The sequence below is a fragment of the Streptomyces lienomycini genome (assembly GCF_027947595.1).
In the GTDB taxonomy this organism is placed as follows: Bacteria; Actinomycetota; Actinomycetes; order Streptomycetales; family Streptomycetaceae; genus Streptomyces; species Streptomyces lienomycini.
Genome location: NZ_CP116257.1, coordinates 2,731,986 through 2,750,064, shown reverse-complemented (window position 1 = coordinate 2,750,064; position 18,079 = coordinate 2,731,986). Strand labels below are relative to the sequence as shown.

At 72.1% G+C, this 18,079-nt stretch carries 12 protein-coding genes; 8 read left to right on the top strand and 4 right to left on the bottom strand.

The window, feature by feature from the left end; translation table 11 throughout:
- Positions 1 to 107: 107 nt before the first annotated feature.
- The 3 genes from BJ961_RS12425 to BJ961_RS12415 all read left to right on the top strand — a co-directional run bounded on the left by BJ961_RS12425 (position 108) and on the right by BJ961_RS12415 (position 6,342).
- Entirely contained in the window at positions 108 to 3,035 is a 2,928-nt protein-coding gene (locus BJ961_RS12425) for a glycoside hydrolase family 48 protein (RefSeq protein WP_271321359.1), read from the top strand.
- 250 nt (positions 3,036 to 3,285) lie between these two features.
- The gene (locus BJ961_RS12420; protein ID WP_271321358.1) at positions 3,286 to 5,961 is read left to right on the top strand and encodes a cellulose binding domain-containing protein; all 2,676 of its coding nucleotides are present in this window, start codon (positions 3,286 to 3,288) and stop codon (positions 5,959 to 5,961) included.
- A gap of 135 nt (positions 5,962 to 6,096) precedes the next feature.
- Positions 6,097 to 6,342 carry a hypothetical protein gene (locus tag BJ961_RS12415; RefSeq protein ID WP_271321357.1) on the top strand — a complete coding sequence of 82 codons (246 nt, stop codon included), beginning with the start codon at positions 6,097 to 6,099 and terminating at the stop codon, positions 6,340 to 6,342.
- Between the two features lie 3 nt (positions 6,343 to 6,345).
- Here the strand turns inward: BJ961_RS12415 and BJ961_RS12410 are convergent, their stop codons facing one another.
- The 3 genes from BJ961_RS12410 to BJ961_RS12400 all read right to left on the bottom strand — a co-directional run bounded on the left by BJ961_RS12410 (position 6,346) and on the right by BJ961_RS12400 (position 9,362).
- Positions 6,346 to 8,235: a rhamnogalacturonan lyase gene (locus BJ961_RS12410; RefSeq protein ID WP_271321356.1), complete on the bottom strand. Its 1,890-nt coding sequence runs from the start codon at positions 8,233 to 8,235 to the stop codon at positions 6,346 to 6,348.
- A gap of 76 nt (positions 8,236 to 8,311) precedes the next feature.
- Positions 8,312 to 9,052 carry a class I SAM-dependent methyltransferase gene (locus tag BJ961_RS12405; protein ID WP_271321355.1) on the bottom strand — a complete coding sequence of 247 codons (741 nt, stop codon included), beginning with the start codon at positions 9,050 to 9,052 and terminating at the stop codon, positions 8,312 to 8,314.
- 4 nt (positions 9,053 to 9,056) lie between these two features.
- A complete protein-coding gene (locus BJ961_RS12400; RefSeq protein WP_271321354.1) occupies positions 9,057 to 9,362 on the bottom strand; it encodes a 4a-hydroxytetrahydrobiopterin dehydratase in 306 nt (101 codons plus the stop codon).
- A 103-nt stretch (positions 9,363 to 9,465) separates the two neighbouring features.
- Here BJ961_RS12400 and BJ961_RS12395 point away from each other — a divergent pair, with 103 nt between their 5' ends.
- On the top strand, positions 9,466 to 10,284 hold the full coding sequence (locus BJ961_RS12395) for a helix-turn-helix domain-containing protein (RefSeq protein ID WP_271321353.1): 819 nt from the start codon (positions 9,466 to 9,468) through the stop codon (positions 10,282 to 10,284).
- On the opposite strand, the gene BJ961_RS12390 is transcribed toward BJ961_RS12395, so the two are convergent.
- A complete protein-coding gene (locus BJ961_RS12390; RefSeq protein ID WP_271321352.1) occupies positions 10,266 to 10,688 on the bottom strand; it encodes a hypothetical protein in 423 nt (140 codons plus the stop codon). The genes BJ961_RS12395 and BJ961_RS12390 overlap by 19 nt on opposite strands.
- A 216-nt stretch (positions 10,689 to 10,904) precedes the next feature.
- Between BJ961_RS12390 and BJ961_RS12385 the strand changes: the two genes are divergently transcribed.
- The 4 genes from BJ961_RS12385 to narH all read left to right on the top strand — a co-directional run bounded on the left by BJ961_RS12385 (position 10,905) and on the right by narH (position 18,077).
- On the top strand, positions 10,905 to 11,768 hold the full coding sequence (locus BJ961_RS12385; RefSeq protein ID WP_271321351.1) for a helix-turn-helix domain-containing protein: 864 nt from the start codon (positions 10,905 to 10,907) through the stop codon (positions 11,766 to 11,768).
- A 74-nt stretch (positions 11,769 to 11,842) separates the two neighbouring features.
- Positions 11,843 to 12,658 (top strand): SAM-dependent methyltransferase, encoded by an 816-nt coding sequence (locus BJ961_RS12380; protein WP_271321350.1) that lies wholly within the window; start codon positions 11,843 to 11,845, stop codon positions 12,656 to 12,658.
- 128 nt (positions 12,659 to 12,786) lie between these two features.
- Positions 12,787 to 16,482 (top strand): nitrate reductase subunit alpha, encoded by a 3,696-nt coding sequence (locus tag BJ961_RS12375; protein WP_271321349.1) that lies wholly within the window; start codon positions 12,787 to 12,789, stop codon positions 16,480 to 16,482.
- The gene (gene narH, locus BJ961_RS12370; protein ID WP_271321348.1) at positions 16,482 to 18,077 is read left to right on the top strand and encodes a nitrate reductase subunit beta; all 1,596 of its coding nucleotides are present in this window, start codon (positions 16,482 to 16,484) and stop codon (positions 18,075 to 18,077) included. Before BJ961_RS12375 ends, narH begins: the two co-directional genes overlap by 1 nt.
- Positions 18,078 to 18,079: the final 2 nt, after the last annotated feature.

Genomic DNA, 18,079 nt, shown 5'->3' with positions numbered 1-18,079 from the left:
CTTGACCGCACTGGGCACCCTCCTCACTATGGGAGCGCTCCCACTGGTTCAAGGCTTGTTGCTCCTCCCCCCGCACCCTCCCCGAGCCGCAAGGAGGAACCAGCACCATGCACTCCGGACACAGACGCAGACGCAGACGCCGCACCGCGCGGCGGCTGTGGACCGCCGCGCTGGCGGCGCTCGCCCTCCCCCTCACGATGCTGGGCACCGGCTCGACCCCCGCCCAGGCGGCCGCACTCCGGTGCAGCGTGGACTACAAGACCAACGACTGGGGCTCCGGCTTCACCGCGGAGCTGACGCTGACCAACCGGGGTTCCGACGCCATCGACGGCTGGACCCTCACGTACTCCTACGCCGGCGGACAGAAGCTGACCAACGGCTGGAACGGCGCGTGGTCGCAGTCCGGCCGGAACGTCACCGTGAAGAACGCCTCCTACAACGCGCGGATCGCCGCCGGGGCCGCCGTCTCCACCGGCGGCCAGTTCACGTACAGCGGCAGCAACGCCGCACCGACCGACTTCGCGGTCAACGGCACCTCCTGCACGGGTGCGCACCAGCCGCCGATCACCGTGCTGACCAGCCCGGAGGCGGGCGCGGTGTACTCGCAGGGCGAGGCGGTGCCGCTGGCGGCCTCGGCGGCCGCCGCCGACGGGGCCACGATCAGCAGGGTGGAGTTCTACGACGACACCACCCTGCTGGGCACCGACACCAGTTCGCCCTACACGTACTCCGCCCCTGGCTTGACCGTGGGCAGTCATTCGCTGGTGGCGAAGGCCTACGACAGCATGGGTGCCTCCGCGGACTCCACGCCGGTCGGCATCACGGTCGCCTCGGGACCGACCGTGGTCGCCTCACCCGGTCAACTGGGCGTCCAGCAGGGTGAGTCGGGGACGTACGAGGTCAAGCTGTCGAAGCAGCCCACCGCGGACGTCACCGTCACGACCTCCCGCGCGAGCGGCAACACCGGCCTGACGCTCACCGGCGGCGCGAGCCTCACCTTCACCCCGTCGAACTGGGACACCGCCCAGCGGGTGACCGTCTCCGCGGACGCCGCCGGCAGCGGCTCGGCGGTCTTCGAGTCGACGGCCCCGGGCCACGGCAAGGCGGCGGTCACCGTGACGCAGTTGGCGGCGGCGAAGGACTACGACGCCCGCTTCCTGGAGCTGTACGGCAAGATCACCGACCCGGCGAACGGCTACTTCTCGCCCGAGGGCATCCCGTACCACTCGGTCGAGACGCTCATCGTCGAGGCGCCCGACCACGGGCACGAGACCACGTCGGAGGCGTACAGCTACCTGCTGTGGCTCCAGGCCATGTACGGCAAGGTCACCGGCGACTGGGCGAAGTTCAACAACGCCTGGGAGATCATGGAGACGTACATGATCCCCACCCACGCCGACCAGCCGACCAACGCGTCCTACAACGCCTCGAAGCCGGCGACCTACGCGCCCGAGCTGGACACGCCGAACGAGTATCCGGCGCCGCTGGACGGCACCGTGTCGGTGGGGTCGGACCCGATCGCCGGTGAGCTGAAGTCGGCGTACGGCACGGACGACGTGTACGGCATGCACTGGCTCCAGGACGTCGACAACACCTACGGCTACGGCAACTCGCCCGGCAAGTGCGAGGCGGGTCCCTCGGACACCGGCCCGTCCTACATCAACACCTTCCAGCGCGGCGCGCAGGAGTCGGTGTGGGAGACGGTGCCGCAGCCGACCTGCGACGCCTTCAAGTACGGCGGGAAGAACGGCTACCTGGACCTGTTCACCGGTGACGCCTCCTACGCGAAGCAGTGGAAGTTCACCAACGCCCCGGACGCCGACGCGCGCGCCGTGCAGGCCGCGTACTGGGCGGACATCTGGGCCGGGGAGCAGGGCAAGGGCGCCGAGATCTCCGCGACCCTGGACAAGGCCGCGAAGATGGGCGACTACCTGCGCTACGCCATGTTCGACAAGTACTTCAAGAAGGTCGGCGACTGCGTCGGGCCGTCGGCCTGCCCGGCCGGCACCGGCAAGGACTCCTCGCACTACCTGCTGTCCTGGTACTACGCCTGGGGCGGCGCGGTCGACACCTCGGCGGGCTGGGCCTGGCGTATCGGCTCCAGCCACACCCACGGCGGCTACCAGAACCCGCTGGCCGCGTACGCGCTGAGCACCGACCCCGACCTGAAGCCGAAGTCGGCGACGGGCCAGTCCGACTGGGCCAAGTCCCTGGACCGGCAGGTGGAGTTCTACCGCTGGCTGCAGTCCGACGAGGGCGCCATCGCGGGCGGCGCCACCAACAGCTGGGCGGGCCGGTACGCGACGCCGCCGGCCGGGACGCCGACCTTCTACGGCATGTACTACGACGAGAAGCCGGTGTACCACGACCCGCCGTCCAACCAGTGGTTCGGCTTCCAGGCCTGGTCCATGGAGCGGGTCGCCGAGTACTACCAGCAGAGCGGCGACGCGGACGCGAAGGCGGTCCTGGACAAGTGGGTCGACTGGGCCCTGTCGGAGACGACGGTCAACCCGGACGGCACCTTCCTGATGCCGTCGACGCTCCAGTGGTCGGGACAGCCCGACACCTGGAACGCCTCGTCCCCGGGTGACAACGGCGGCCTGCACGTCACGGTCGCGGACTACACCAACGACGTCGGTGTGGCGGCGGCGTACGCCAAGACCCTGACGTACTACGCCGACCGCTCGGGCGACACGGCGGCGGCCTCGACCGCCAAGGCGCTGCTCGACGGAATGTGGGAGAACGACCAGGACGCGCTCGGCATCGCCGTCCCGGAGACCCGCGCCGACTACAACCGCTTCGACGACGGCATCTACGTCCCGAGCGGCTGGAGCGGCACCATGCCGAACGGCGACACCGTCGACGCGTCGTCGACCTTCGCCTCGATCCGCTCCTTCTACCAGGACGACCCGGCCTGGTCGAAGATCGAGAGCTACCTCCGGGGCGGTGCCGCGCCCACGTTCACGTACCACCGGTTCTGGGCCCAGGCGGACATAGCCCTCGCCATGGGTTCGTACGCGGAGCTACTGGAATAGCCCCCGCGAAGCGCTCCGCGGGTTGGGCGGTTCGATTTCGGCTGCGGGCCGTGTGTGGCTGGTCGCGCAGTCCCCCGCGCCCCTTTCAGGGGCGCTGGGGGCACCGCTTCTTCCTCGGTGCGCTTGACGGCTCCGTGTGCACGGTCTTGTCACCGGACGACGAGACCACCTGACCGGGCGGCCCCGACCACGCCGGGGCCGCCCGGTCCTCGCATGTGTTCTGTTCCTGACGGAAGGACGGTCCCCCACCGTGCGAAGAACCCGGATCCTCACCGTGCTGCTGGCCCTCGCGGCCGGTCTTCTGGCGGGCGGCCCGCCCGCGGCGCTGGCCGCCGATCCAGCGCCGCGGGCGGCCGCCTCCGCCGACAGCTACACCTGGAAGAACGCCCGTATCGACGGCGGCGGCTTCGTCCCCGGCATCGTCTTCAACCGGTCCGAGAAGGACCTGGCCTACGCCCGCACCGACATCGGCGGCGCCTACCGCTGGCAGGAGGCGTCCCACACCTGGACGCCGCTCCTCGACCACGTCGGCTGGGACGACTGGGGCCACACGGGCGTGGTGAGCGTCGCCTCCGACTCCGTCGACCCCGCCCGGGTGTACGCGGCGGTCGGCACGTACACCAACGACTGGGACCCGGCCGACGGCGCGGTGCTGCGCTCCGCCGACCGGGGCGCGACCTGGGAGAAGACGGACCTGCCGTTCAAGCTCGGCGGCAACATGCCGGGCCGCGGCATGGGCGAGCGCCTGGCCGTCGATCCCCACGACAACGACGTGCTGTACCTGGGGGCGCCCAGCGGCCACGGCCTGTGGCGGTCCACCGACGCGGGCGTCACCTGGTCCGAGGTGACGGCCTTCCCGAACCCGGGGAACTACGCGCAGGACCCGGGCGACACGTCCGGCTACGCCTCCGACAACCAGGGCATCACCTGGGTCACCTTCGACGAGTCCACGGGCGGCGACGCGGGCACGGCCACCGGGACGGTCTACGTCGGGGTCGCCGACAAGGAGAACGCGGTCTACCGCTCGACGGACGCGGGCGCGACCTGGGAGCGGCTCGCCGGGCAGCCCACCGGCTACCTGGCCCACAAGGGCGTGCTGGACGCGGAGAACGGCTACCTGTACCTCGCCTACAGCGACACGGGCGGCCCGTACGACGGCGGCAAGGGCCGGCTGTACCGGTACGCGACGGCGACCGGCACGTGGACGGACATCAGCCCGGCCGCGGAGGCGGACACCTACTACGGGTTCAGCGGCCTGACCGTCGACCGGCAGCACCCGGGGACGGTGATGGCGACCGCGTACAGCTCGTGGTGGCCGGACACCCAGATCTTCCGCTCGACGGACAGCGGCGCGACCTGGACCCAGGCGTGGAGCTACACCTCGTACCCGAACCGGGAGAACCGCTACACGATGGACGTGTCCTCGTCCCCGTGGCTCACCTGGGGCGCGAACCCGACGCCGCCCGAGCAGACCCCGAAGCTGGGCTGGATGACGGAGGCGCTGGAGATCGACCCGTTCGACTCGGACCGGATGATGTACGGCACGGGCGCCACGATCTACGGCACCGAGGACCTGACGAACTGGGACGACGAGGGCGGCATGTTCGCCATCGAGCCCATGGTGCGCGGCCTGGAGGAGACGGCGGTCAACGACCTGGCCTCGCCCCCGTCGGGTGCCCCGCTACTGAGCGCGCTCGGTGACATCGGCGGCTTCCGGCACACCAGCCTGACCGAGGTCCCGTCGATGATGTACACCTCGCCGAACTTCACCTCCACGACGAGCCTGGACTTCGCGGAGAAGAAGCCGGACGTCGTCGTCCGGGCGGGCGACCTCGACTCCGGCCCGCACGTCGCGTTCTCCACGGACAACGGCGCCAACTGGTTCGCCGGCACCGACCCGGCCGGGGTCAGCGGCGGCGGCACGGTCGCGGCGGGCGCGGACGGCGGCCGCTTCGTGTGGAGCCCGGAGGGCGCGGGCGTCCAGTACACGACGGGCTTCGGCACGTCCTGGCAGGCGTCGTCGGGCATCCCGGCGGGCGCGGTCGTCGAGTCGGACCGGGTGAACCCGGCGACCTTCTACGGCTTCAAGTCCGGGACCTTCTACGTCAGCACGGACGGCGGCGCGACCTTCACCGCCTCGGCGGCGACCGGGCTGCCCGCCGGTGACGGCGTCCGCTTCAAGGCGCTGCCGGGCGGGGAGGGCGACGTCTGGCTGGCCGGCGGGGCGGCGGACGGCCCGTACGGACTGTGGCACTCGACGGACGGCGGCGCGGCCTTCACCAAGCTGGCGAACGTCGACGCGGCGGACACCGTCGGCTTCGGCAGGGCGGCCCCGGACGCCGCCTACCAGACCCTCTTCACCAGCGCGGAGATCGGCGGCGTCCGCGGCATCTTCCGCTCCACCGACGCGGGCGCGACCTGGACCCGCGTCAACGACGACGCCCACCAGTGGGGCTGGACCGGCGCCGCCATCACCGGCGACCCGCGGGTCTACGGCCGGGTGTACGTGGCGACCAACGGCCGGGGCGTCGTCTACGGCGACACCTCGGACACCGGAGGGGGCGACGACGACGGCACCGATCCGGGCCCCGGCCCGACGCCGACCGGCGCCTGCGAGGTGGCGTACAGGGTCACGAACCAGTGGCCGGGCGGCTTCCAGGCGGACGTACGGCTCACCAACACCGGCACGTCGGCCTGGAGCGGCTGGTCCCTCGACTGGACGTTTCCCGGGGAGCAGAGGGTGACCCGGATGTGGAACGCCGAGCACACCCGGTCCGGCACGACGGTGACGGCCGGGGACGCCGGCTGGAACGCCCGCGTGGCACCAGGTGCCTCGGTGAGCTTCGGGTTCACGGGGAACTGGTCGGGGGCGAACGCGGAGCCCGCGTCGTTCCGGCTGGGCGACCGGGTCTGCGGTCGGGCGTGACCGTCCGGGAGGGGGCGTGCCGGTGACGCCTCCTCCCGTCTGCGTGACCCGTGTGCCCGCTTCACGCCCTTGTGGCCCTGCCGCTCTTCTTCGACCGTTGGGTGAGTGGGAATGGTGGCGTACAGGGGGCGCGGCATGGGACGAACGTGGGAGGGACCGGCGGGACGGCTGCTGCTCGGGCTGGCGGTGCTGCTGCACCGGACGGTCACGGACAGGGCCGCCAAGAGAAGACTCGAGCACTGGCGCAACGCCGCTCTGCGCGCCGCGCACCGCAGGGGCGTACCGGTGCCGGTGCTCGCCTCCCGGACGCGGCTGACGCAGAAGTGGGTCAAGACGGTGGTCACCGGCGGGAAACCCCCGCCGGTGGACGAGGCCGCGTGAGGATCAGGGCGTGTACACCGACGGCCGCGGCGCCGTCGGCATGCCGCTTCCGAGGAAGAAGCTCGGGTGCGGGGGCTGGTTGTAGGCGGTGTTCTGCCAGGCCAGGGCGGTGCGGTACTGGGTGTCGTGGAGGAGGGTCGTGATGCGGGTGTCCGTGTCGTACGGGGTGGAGTAGACGCGCAGGGCCGTGTTGTCCGAGGTGCGCCAGACGACCTCCTCGCGCCAGTCGCCGAGGATGTCCCCGGCGAGGACCGGGGTGGCCTTGGTGCCGTTGTTGGAGGCGACGCCGGAGCCGGTGAGCAGGCGGGTGTCGCCGGAGGGGCCGTACTTGTCGACGCGGGTGCCGTCGAGGAGTTCGCGGACGGTGTCGCCGTCCCACCAGGACAGGAAGTTGGTGCTGGAGGGCTTGCGGCTGTTCACGACGGTGCCCTTGGGGTCGCGGATGCCGCTCTCGGCGGACGACCAGGACTCGGCGCCCGCGCTGCCCGACCAGATGTCCCCGGAGACGCCGCGGCCGTTGTCGCCGCTCGCGCCGGTGGACCACAGGATCTGGCCCGTGCGCGCGTCGGCCATGTACGACGAGGGCTTGGATCCGTCCTCGTCGACCTTGAACTCCTCCAGGCCCGCGCGGGACGGGTCGAGGTCGCCGACGTGCAGGGCGTCGCCGTGGCCGTTTCTCGTGGTCCACAAGGCGTAGCCGTTGTCGTCGACGGCCATCGCGCCGTACACGATCTCGTCCCTGCCGTCGCCGTCGACGTCGGCGACGGACAGCTGGTGGTTGCCCTGGCCGTCGTATCCCTTGCCGCTGTTGGTGGAGGAGTTGGTGTCGAAGGTCCAGCGGCGGGTGAACCGCCCGTCGCGCCAGTCCCAGGCCGCGATCACCGTGCGCGTGTAGTAGCCGCGCGCCATGATCACGGAGGGGCGGGAGCCGTCCAGGTACGCCGTGCCGGCGAGGAAGCGGTCGACGCGGTTGCCGTAGGAGTCGCCCCAGGAGGAGACCGAGCCGCGGGCGGGGACGTAGTCGACGGTGCCCATGGCCCTGCCGGTCGTGCCGTTGAACATGGTGAGGTACTCGGGGCCGGAGAGCACGTAGCCGGAGGAGTTGCGGTGGTCGGCCGAGGAGTTGCCGACGACCCCGCCGGTGCCGTCCTTGGTGCCGTCGGCGGTCTTCATGGCGACCTCGGCCGTGCCGTCGCCGTCGTAGTCGTACACCTGGAACTGGGTGTAGTGGGCGCCGGAGCGGATGTTGCGGCCCAGGTCGACGCGCCACAGGCGGGTGCCGTCGAGCTTGACGCCGTCGACGATCGTGTTGCCGGTGTAGCCGGACTGGGAGTTGTCCTTGGCGTTGGTCGGCTGCCACTTGAGGACGAGGTCGAGAGCGCCGTCGCCGTCGAGGTCGCCGACGGAGGCGTCGTTGGCCTCGTAGGTGTAGGAGACGCCGTCGGGGGTGGTGCCGCCGGCCGGCGGGCTGATCGGGACGTCCTTGTAGCCGGCGCGGAACTGGATCGCGTGGACGGAGTCGGCCTGTTCCGTGCCGTTCACGACCGCGCGGACGGTGTAGTCGGCGTGCGAGGGGGCGCCTGCGTGGAAGTAGGTGGTGGAGCCGGTGATCGGGGCGGAGTTGACCTTCGTGCCGGCCCGGTAGACGTTGAACGCGACGTTGTCCGGGTCGGTGCCCAGCCAGCGCCAGCCGACGAGGTTGCCGTCGCCGGTGTGGACGCTGACGACACCGCGGTCGAGGGCCTCGACCTGGCGTGCCGTGGCGGCCTGGGCGGTGTCGGGGGCCAGCGTCGTCAGGCCGGCACCGAGGAGCCCGGCGGCGAGGACGGCGGCCAGGGCGAGCGGGCGTCTGCGGCGGGGGCGGGTGTGGGGGTCGGTGCGGGGGTGCCTCACGGGACGAACCTCCTGGAGGACGGATGGGTTCCGTCCCTCAGTCGCCGCCCGGGGCGGGCGGGTTGCCGCCCCGGGTCTACGACTTCGCGAACGCCGTGAGCGTGAAGACGGGGTCGGGCCGGGGCCGGTCCTGGTCCGGCAGGGCCGCAAGCCGCACGGCGAACTCCTCCGCGAGCGGCTCGCCCGGCGGCAGCGTGACGAACCAGCCGCGCCGCAGGTCCGCGACCGTCCGGCGGGGGCTGCGCCCCTGGCCGTGACCGGTGAACCGGGCCCGGCCGGCGAGGGTGAGACCGTGTTCGCGGGCGTACGCCTCGACGAGGTGGGCGGCGTCGTGGGCGGTGCTGGGCGGCCGCGCGGCGAGCACGGCGTCGATGTCGCTGCCCACGTTGTGCGAGGCGCCCTTGCCGACCGTGGTCACGTACACCCCGCCGGGCCGCAGCACGCGGGCGCACTCGCCGACGATCGCGCGCACGTTCCCCGCGCCGCCCGCGAGGTGCAGCAGCCACACGCTGGTGACGGCGTCGAACCGGCCGTCCGCGAAGGGCAGTCGGCGGCTGTCGGCGAGCACGACCGCTCCGGGCAGCCGGGCGGCGGCGCGGCGGACCATGGCGGGGGCGAGGTCGGCGCCGGTCACCCGGACGCCGTCCCGTCCGGCGGCCAGGCGCCGGGTGACGATGCCGGTGCCGCAGGCCACGTCGAGCAGCCGGCGGGCCTGCCGGGGCACCAGGCTCAGCACGGCCTCCGCGGCTGCCGCGGCCCGGGGCTCGCCGCCGCGGGAGTCGTCGTACCGTTCCGCTTCCTTGTCGTAGTCGAGCACACCGTCAGTGTGCCCCGTGACCGGCGGCCAGGTCCTCCACCCTGCGGGCGAGCTCGATGTCCTTCTCGGTGACGGCGCCGCCCGCGCTGTGGGTGTGTACGGCGAGGGCGACCGTGTTGTAGCCGAGGGTCAGGTCGGAGTGGTGGTCGAGCTCCTCCTGGACCTGGGCGATGTGCACGACCATCGCGGTGGCCGCGAAGTGCGAGCCGAGCCGGTAGGAGCGGGTGAGGCGGCCCTCGTCGAGGGACCAGCCGGGCAGCCCGGCCAGCCGTTCCCCGAGCTCCTGCGGCGACAGCGGTTCGACGGGCATGTGCTGCGCTCCTCTGCTGACGGTTCCCGACCGGCGGGGTTCGCTTCAGCCTGCCACAGCGCGGCCGCTCCGGCGCGGCCCGGCGTCGACTACCGTTCCGCGTATGACCGCACTCGTGTCCGGTACGTCCCCCGCCACCGACCGCGGGGTGGGCCCGCTGCTGCGGGCCTGGCGGGAGCGGCGGCGGGTCAGCCAGCTCGAGCTGGCGCTGCGCGCCGACTCCTCCGCCCGCCACATCAGCTTCGTCGAGACGGGCCGCTCCCGGCCGAGCGAGGAGATGGTGCTGCGCCTGGCCGAGCACCTGGACGTGCCGGTGCGCGAGCGCAACGCACTCCTGCTCGCGGCCGGTTACGCCCCGCACTACCCCGAGACCCCGCTGGACGACCCCGCGCTGGGCGCGGTGCGCGAGGGCATGGAGCGGCTGATCCGGGGCTACGAGCCGTATCCGGCGCTGGTCGTCGACGGGACCTACCGGGTGCTGGCGGCCAACCGGGGGATCACCATGCTGATGGAGGGCGTCGCGGAGCACCTGCTGGAACCTCCGCTGAACGCGATCAGGCTGACCCTGCACCCGGAGGGCCTGGCGCCGCGCATCCGCAACCTGAGCGAGTGGCGCGGGCACCTGCTGGAGCAGATGGGACGGCAGATCGCCCTGTACCGCTCGCAGCCGCTGCGGGAGCTGTACGACGAGGTGGCGGCGTATCCGGTGCCCGAGACCGCGCCGGGCGGTGAGCCGGCCGGGCCGGTGCCGTACTTCGCGCTGCCGATGCGGATCGAGCACCAGGGCCGCACCCTGTCGTTCGTCTCGTCGATCTCCACCTTCAACACGCCGATGGACGTGACGGTCGCCGAGCTGGCCATCGAGACGCTGCTCCCGGCCGACCCGGCGACGGTCAAGCACCTTCACACGCTGCTGTCCTGATGGGCCCTCAGGGCCCTGTACTGGAGCAGCGCGAACCCGGTGACGACGACGGCCTGGAGCACCGTCCACACCGCTCCGGCCGTGGTGGGCGCGAGAAGGACGAGGGCGACCAGGCTGACGGCCGCCCAGGTCAGGTTGGCCTCGACGACGGCCCTGACGGCGAGCGGCGGGGGCCCGGGGCGCGCGGCGAGCAGGCCCACGCACCCGGCGTACACCGCGAGGAAGGCCCCGAGGCCGAGGAGCAGCCCGGGGCCGGCGCCGAGGTAGCGGCCCAGCGGGCCGGAGAGTGCGAGGTAGGCGAGCGCGTTGGCGCCGGTCACCGCCGCGTCGAGGGCGAGGAAGCGGCGGAGCATCAGGCGCGGCTCGGCCGTACGGGCGAGTGCGGCGAGCTGGTGTGCGGACATGACGGGTCACCCTCCGTCGGGTCGGGGACGCTGCGGGGAGCCGGGTTCCGGGCCGGAGTGCGCCGGCCCGGAACCCGGTGGCTCCACGATCCCGCCCGGCACGGACGCGGTCGATTACCCGCCAGGTAATGCGTTTGATCCACGAACACCCCTGTGAGACTGACAGAGGAACATGACAGACTGCGGTGTGACTTGGGCGCGTTGGGGAGGCGTGGCGTGAGTGAGCGACGGGCCGCGCCCACGGTGGGCCAGGTGGTTCTCGGCAGGCGGATCCAGGAACTGCGCGAGGCCGCGGGCCTCAAACGCGAGGAGGCCGCCAAGGTGCTCCGGGTGGCCCCGGCGACCGTGCGGCGCATGGAGATGGCCGAGGTCGCGCTGAAGATCCCGTACGTCCAGATACTGCTGACGGCGTACGGGGTCGCGGCGGACGAGGTCTCGGCGTTCGTCGCGCTCGCCGAGGAGGCGAACCAGCCCGGTTGGTGGCAGCGTTACCACGACGTGCTGCCGGACTGGTTCAGCATGTACGTGAGCCTGGAGGGCGCGGCGCGGATCGTCCGTTCCTACGAGCCGCACTTCGTGCCGGGCCTGCTGCAGACCGAGGACTACGCGCGCGCGGTCCTGGACGCCGGGACGATCGGCAACGCGGGCGCGGAGGCGGTGGAGCGGCACGTGTCCCTGCGCATGGAGCGGCAGCGGCTGCTGGAGCGCCCGGGCCGGCCCCACCTGTGGGTGGTGATGGACGAGACGGTGCTGCGGCGCCCGGTGAGCATCCACGGCCGGGTGATGCGCGAGCAGTTGGACAAGCTGCTGGAGTTCGCGGCCCAGGACCGGGTGACGCTCCAGGTCGCGGAGTTCGAGGACGGGCCGCACCCCGGGACGTACGCGCCGTTCACCCTGTTCCGGTTCGCGGAGCCGGAGCTGCCCGACATGGTCTTCACCGAGTACCTGACGGGTGCCCTGTACCTGGATTCCCGGGCCGAGGTCTCCGCGCATCTGGAGGTCCTGGACCACATGACGGCGCGCGCCGCCTCGACCCAGCGCACGGAGAAGATCCTGCGCGAGTACCGGGAGAACTACTGACCGTCCGACCACCGGACGAAGCGACCGACGGACGAGTGACGACCCGCCACCGAGACCCGAGGAGAAGACACCGCATGACCGGATCCGACCCCGCGCCCGCCCCCATCGACACCAGCCGGCCGCACCCCGCCCGGGTGTACGACTGGTGGCTGGGCGGCAAGGACAACTACCCGGTGGACGAGGAGCTGGCCCGCAAGATACTCGCGGCGGACGGCACGGCGGTGCGCGGGGCGCGCGCGAACCGCCGGTTCATGCACCGGGCGGTGCGTACCCTCGCCGAGGCCGGGATCCGGCAGTTCCTGGACATCGGCACCGGCATCCCCACCGAGCCGAACCTGCACCAGGTGGCCCAGGCGGTGGCCCCCGAGGCGCGGATCGTCTACGCGGACAACGACCCGATCGTCCTCCGGCACGCCGAGGCGCTGCTGCACGGCTCGGCGGAGGGCGCCACCGAGTACGTCCACGCGGACGTCCGGGATCCGGACCTGATCCTGCGGCTGGCGGGCGAGTCCCTGGACTTCGACCGGCCGGTCGCCCTGTCCCTGGTGGCCCTGACGCACTACCTCGGCGACGCGGCCGACGGCGACGACGTGCACGGCCTGCTCAAGCGGTACGCGGACGCGCTCGCCCCGGGCAGCTACCTGGTCCTCTCGCAGGTCACGCCCGACCTCAACCCGGAGGCGGTGGGCCGGGCCGCGGGACTCTTCGCCCGCGGCGGCACCCCGTTCTACCCGCGTTCCCTGACCGAGTTCGCGCGCTTCTTCGACGGCCTGGAGCTGCTGGGCCCCGGCATCATCCCGGTCACGGGCTGGCGGCCGGACCCCGAGGACGTGGCGGCCCAGACCGAGGGCATCGTGCCGGTGTACGCGGGGGTGGCGCGCAAGCCCTGAGCGGTCCGGCCCGGCCGACGCGCCCTGACCCGTACGGGCGCCGCGAACGGGTGCGCTCCCCCGCCCGGCCCTAGGTTCGTGAACCAGGGCCCGGCGAGCACCAGGGCCTGGTGAGCAAGGGAGCGCACGTGACCGACACGCGGACACCGCCCACCGAACCGGGCGCGGCGCTGCTGCGCGCGGGACGGTTCTTCCGGCCGGGCACCGCCGCACCCGACCTGCACAGCATCGGGCTCGTCGGCGGCCGGGAGGCGGACGCCTTCTACCGGGACCGCTGGAGCCACGACAAGGTCGTGACGTCCACGCACGGAGTGAACTGCACCGGTTCGTGCCGTTGGAACGTGTTCGTCAAGGACGGCATCATCACCTGGGAGACCCAGGCCACGGACTACCCGTCGGTCGGCCCGGACCGCCCCGAGTACGAGCCGCGCGGCTGCCCCCGGGGTGCGGCGTTCTCCTGGTACACCTACTCCCCCACCCGGGTGCGGTACCCGTACGTGCGCGGCGTGCTGCTGACGATGTACCGCGAGGCGAAGGCCCGGCTGAAGGACCCGGTGCTGGCCTGGGCCGACATCCAGGGCGACCCGGAGCGCCGCACGCGCTACCAGCGGGCGCGCGGCAAGGGCGGCCTGGTGCGGGCGACCTGGGACGAGGCGGTCGAGATGATCGCCGCCGCCCACGTGCACACCATCCGCACCCACGGCCCCGACCGCATCGCGGGCTTCTCCCCCATCCCCGCGATGTCGATGGTGTCGCACGCGGCGGGCGCCCGGTTCCACTCGCTGATCGGCGCCCCGATGCTGTCGTTCTACGACTGGTACGCCGACCTGCCGGTGGCGTCCCCGCAGGTCTTCGGCGACCAGACGGACGTGCCGGAGTCGGGCGACTGGTGGGACGCGGCGTACCTGATCATGTGGGGCACGAACGTGCCGGTGACCCGCACGCCGGACGCGCACTGGATGGCGGAGGCCCGCTACCGGGGGCAGAAGGTGGTCGTGGTCTCGCCCGACTACGCGGACAACACCAAGTTCGCCGACCAGTGGCTGCATCCGCACCCCGGGACGGACGCCGCGCTGGCGATGGCGATGGGGCACGTGGTGCTCAGGGAGTTCTTCGTCGACCGCGGGACCCCGTTCTTCGACGACTACGTGCGCCGCTTCACCGACCTGCCGTTCCTGGTGACGCTGGCCGAGCGGGACGGGGCGCACGTCCCGGACAAGTTCCTGCGCGCCGCCGACCTGGGGCAGGGCGGCGACGACGCCCGCTGGAAGACGGTCGTGCTGGACGAGGCGACGGGCCGCGCGGTCGTCCCGAACGGCTCGCTGGGCTTCCGCTGGAACGAGGCCGACCGGGGGAAGTGGAACCTGGACCTCGGTGACGTACGCCCCCGGCTCAGCCTGCACGGCCACGAGATGGCGTCCGGGGTGGAAGTGCTGCTGCCCCGCTTCGACACCGAGGGCGGCACGCACGGGCAGGGGCGCGGTGACGTCCTGCGCCGGGGTGTTCCGGCGACCCGGCTCGGCGGGGCGACCGGGCCGCTGGTGACGACGGTGTTCGACCTGCTGCTCGCCCAGTACGGTGTGGCCCGGCCGGACCTGCCGGGCCACTGGCCCGCGTCGTACGAGGACGCGGACGCACCGGGCACGCCCGCCTGGCAGGAGACGCACACCTCGGTGCCCGCGGCGGCCTGTGTGCGGATCGCCCGGGAGTTCGCGCGGACGGCGGAGCGGTCCAAGGGCCGCTGCATGATCCTGATGGGCGCGGGCACCAACCACTGGTTCCACTCCGAGACGATCTACCGGGGCTTCCTCGCCCTGCTCCAGCTCACCGGCTGCCAGGGCCGCAACGGCGGCGGCTGGGCGCACTACGTGGGCCAGGAGAAGTGCCGTCCGGTGACCGGCTGGGCGTCGCTGGCCGCCGCCTCCGACTGGTCGCGCCCGCCGCGCCAGGCGATCGGCACCGGGTACTGGTACCTGCACACCGACCAGTGGCGCTACGACCGCTTCCGCGCCGACGTCCTCGCCTCCCCGCTGGGCGAGGGCCGGCTCGCGGGGATGGCGGGCGCGGACTGCCTCGCGCTGTCGGCGCGCACGGGCTGGATGCCCTCGTACCCGACCTTCGACCGCAACCCGCTGGAGCTGGGCGAGTCCTTCGGCGACCCGGTGGCGAACGCGGTGGCCGAACTGCAGGCGGGAACCCTCAAGTTCGCGGGCGAGGACCCGGACGCGCCGGAGAACTGGCCGCGGATCGTGACGCTGTGGCGGGCCAACCTGCTCGGCTCGTCCGGCAAGGGCGCCGAGTACTTCACCAAGCACCTGCTGGGCACCCAGTCCTCGCTGCGGGCCGAGGAGGCGGCGCCCGGCGAGCGGCCCCGGGACGTGGTCTGGCACGAGGAGGCGCCCGAGGGGAAGCTCGACCTGCTGCTGTCGCTGGACTTCCGGCACACCTCGTCGACCCTGCTGTCGGACGTGGTGCTGCCCGCGGCGACCTGGTACGAGAAGCACGACCTGTCCAGCACGGACATGCACCCCTACGTGCACGCCTTCTCCCCGGCGGTGGACCCGCCGTGGCAGGCGCGCACCGACTTCGACACGTTCAAGGTGCTCGCGGAGAAGCTGAGCGAGCTGGCCGAGGACCACCTCGGGGTGCGCAAGGACCTGGTGGCGGCCCCGCTCCAGCACGACACACCGGGCGAGATCGCCCAGCCCGGCGGTGTCGTACGGGACTGGCGGCGCGGGGAGTGCGATCCGGAGCCCGGGAAGTCCATGCCGAACCTCGTGGTCGTGGAGCGCGACTACACGGCGATCGGTGCGAAGTTCGCCGCGCTGGGCCCGCTGGTGGAGGCCAAGGGGCTGCCCGCCAAGGGCATCACGCTGAAGCCGGACGAGGAGGTGGCGCGGCTGCGGGACCTGAACGGCACGGTGCGCGGCGGTCCGGCCGACGGACGCCCGGCGCTGGACACGGCGGTGAAGGCGGCCAACACCATCCTGTCGCTGTCCGGCACGACCAACGGGCGGCTGGCCACCCAGGGCTTCCACACGCTGGAGGCGAAGACCGGGCAGCAGATGGCCCACCTCGCCGCCGAGCAGGAGGGCAGGCGGGTCACCTACGCCGACACCCAGGCGGCGCCCGTGCCGGTGATCACCTCGCCGGAGTGGTCGGGCAGCGAGGCGGGCGGGCGCCGCTACACGGCGTTCACGCTCAACACCGAGCACCTCAAGCCTTGGCACACCCTCACCGGCCGGCAGCACTTCTTCCTGGACCACGACTGGATGCACGAGCTGGGCGAGGCGCTGCCGGTGTACCGGCCGCCACTGGACATGCACCGGCTGTTCGGTGAGCCACAGCTCGGTCCCGACGGCCACCGCGAGGTGACGGTCCGCTACCTCACCCCGCACAACAAGTGGTCCATCCACTCCGAGTACCAGGACAACCTGTTCATGCTGGCGCTGTCCCGGGGCGGGCAGACCATCTGGATGGCGCCCGCGGACGCGGACGCCATCGGGGTCTCCGACGACGACTGGATCGAGGCGGTCAACCGCAACGGCGTGGTCGTGGCCCGCGCGATCGTCTCGCACCGGATGCCGGCCGGCACGGTCTACATGCACCACGCCCAGGAACGCACGGTCAACGTGCCGCTCACGGAGACGACGGGGAAGCGCGGCGGTGTCCACAACTCGCTCACCCGTCTGCTCCTCAAGCCGACCCATCTCATCGGCGGCTACGCCCAGTTGTCATGGGCGTTCAACTACCTGGGCCCGACGGGCAACCAGCGCGACGAGGTGACGGTCATCCGGCGCCGCTCCCAGGAGGTCGAGTACTGATGCGCCCGATGGCCCAGGTCGCGATGGTCATGAACCTCGACAAGTGCATCGGTTGCCACACCTGTTCGGTCACCTGCAAGCAGGCGTGGACCAACCGGCGGGGCATGGAGTACGTCTGGTTCAACAACGTCGAGACACGCCCCGGACAGGGCTACCCGCGCCGCTACGAGGACCAGGAGAAGTGGCGGGGCGGCTGGGAGCTGAACCGGCGGGGCGCGCTGAAACTCAAGGCGGGCGGCCGGTTCAAGAAGCTCGCCGGGATCTTCTCCAACCCGCGGCTCCCCGAGATCAAGGACTACTACGAGCCCTGGACGTACGACTACAAGAACCTGACCGACGCCCCGCTCGGCACGGACTACCCCGTCGCGCGGCCCGTCTCGCAGCTCGACGGCAAGCCCATGAAGATCGGCTGGTCCTCGAACTGGGACGACAGCCTGGGCGGCGCCCCCGCCTACGGCGACCTCGACCCGATGGTGGAGCGGACCCGGCAACAGGCGTCGGAGAAGGTCAGGTTCGCGTACGAAGAGACGTTCATGTTCTACCTGCCGCGCATCTGCGAGCACTGCCTCAATCCGTCGTGCGTGGCGTCCTGCCCGTCCGGGGCGATGTACAAGCGCGTCGAGGACGGCATCGTCCTGGTCGACCAGGACCGCTGCCGGGGCTGGCGGATGTGCGTGACCGGATGCCCGTACAAGAAGGTGTACTTCAACCACCGCACCGGCAAGGCCGAGAAGTGCACCTTCTGCTACCCGCGCATCGAGGTCGGCCAGCCCACGGTCTGCTCCGAGACCTGCGTGGGCCGGCTCAGGTACCTGGGCGTGGTCCTCTACGACGCCGACAAGGTGACCGAGGCCGCCGAGACACCGGACGAACACGATCTGTACGAGGCGCAGTTGGGTCTCTTCCTGGATCCGGAGGACCCCGGGGTGCGGCGGGCCGCCGAGGAGGCGGGGATCCCGTTCGACTGGATCGAGGCGGCCCGCCGCTCCCCCGTGCACGCGCTGGTCAGCAAGTACAAGGTGGCGCTGCCGCTGCACCCGGAGTACCGCACGATGCCGATGGTCTGGTACATCCCGCCGCTGTCCCCGGTCGTGGACGCGCTGACGGAGACCGGGCACGACGGTGAGGACGCGGACAACCTGTTCGGCGCGATCGACACGCTGCGCATCCCGCTGGAGTACCTGGCCGAGCTGTTCACGGCCGGGGACACGGGGCCGGTGCGGGCGTCGCTGGAGAAGCTGGCGGCGATGCGCGCCCACATGCGGTCGGTCAACCTCGGCGAGGACCCCGACCCGGCCGTCTGCGCGGGCGTCGGCATGCGGCCCGAGGAGATCCAGGAGATGTACCGGCTGCTGGCGATCGCCAAGTACGAGGAGCGGTACGTGATCCCGACGGCGGCCGTCGGGGACGCGCACCGGCTGGAGGCGTCGGCGCTGCCGGACACGTGCAGCCTCGACACCGACGGCGGTCCGGGCATGGGCGGCGACGGGCCGTTCGGCCAGGACTCGGGACGCAGGCGGCTGCCGCTGGTGCCGGTGGAGAACTTCCACATCCTGCGCCGGCGGCAGACCGCGGACGACGAGAGGGAGGTCTGATC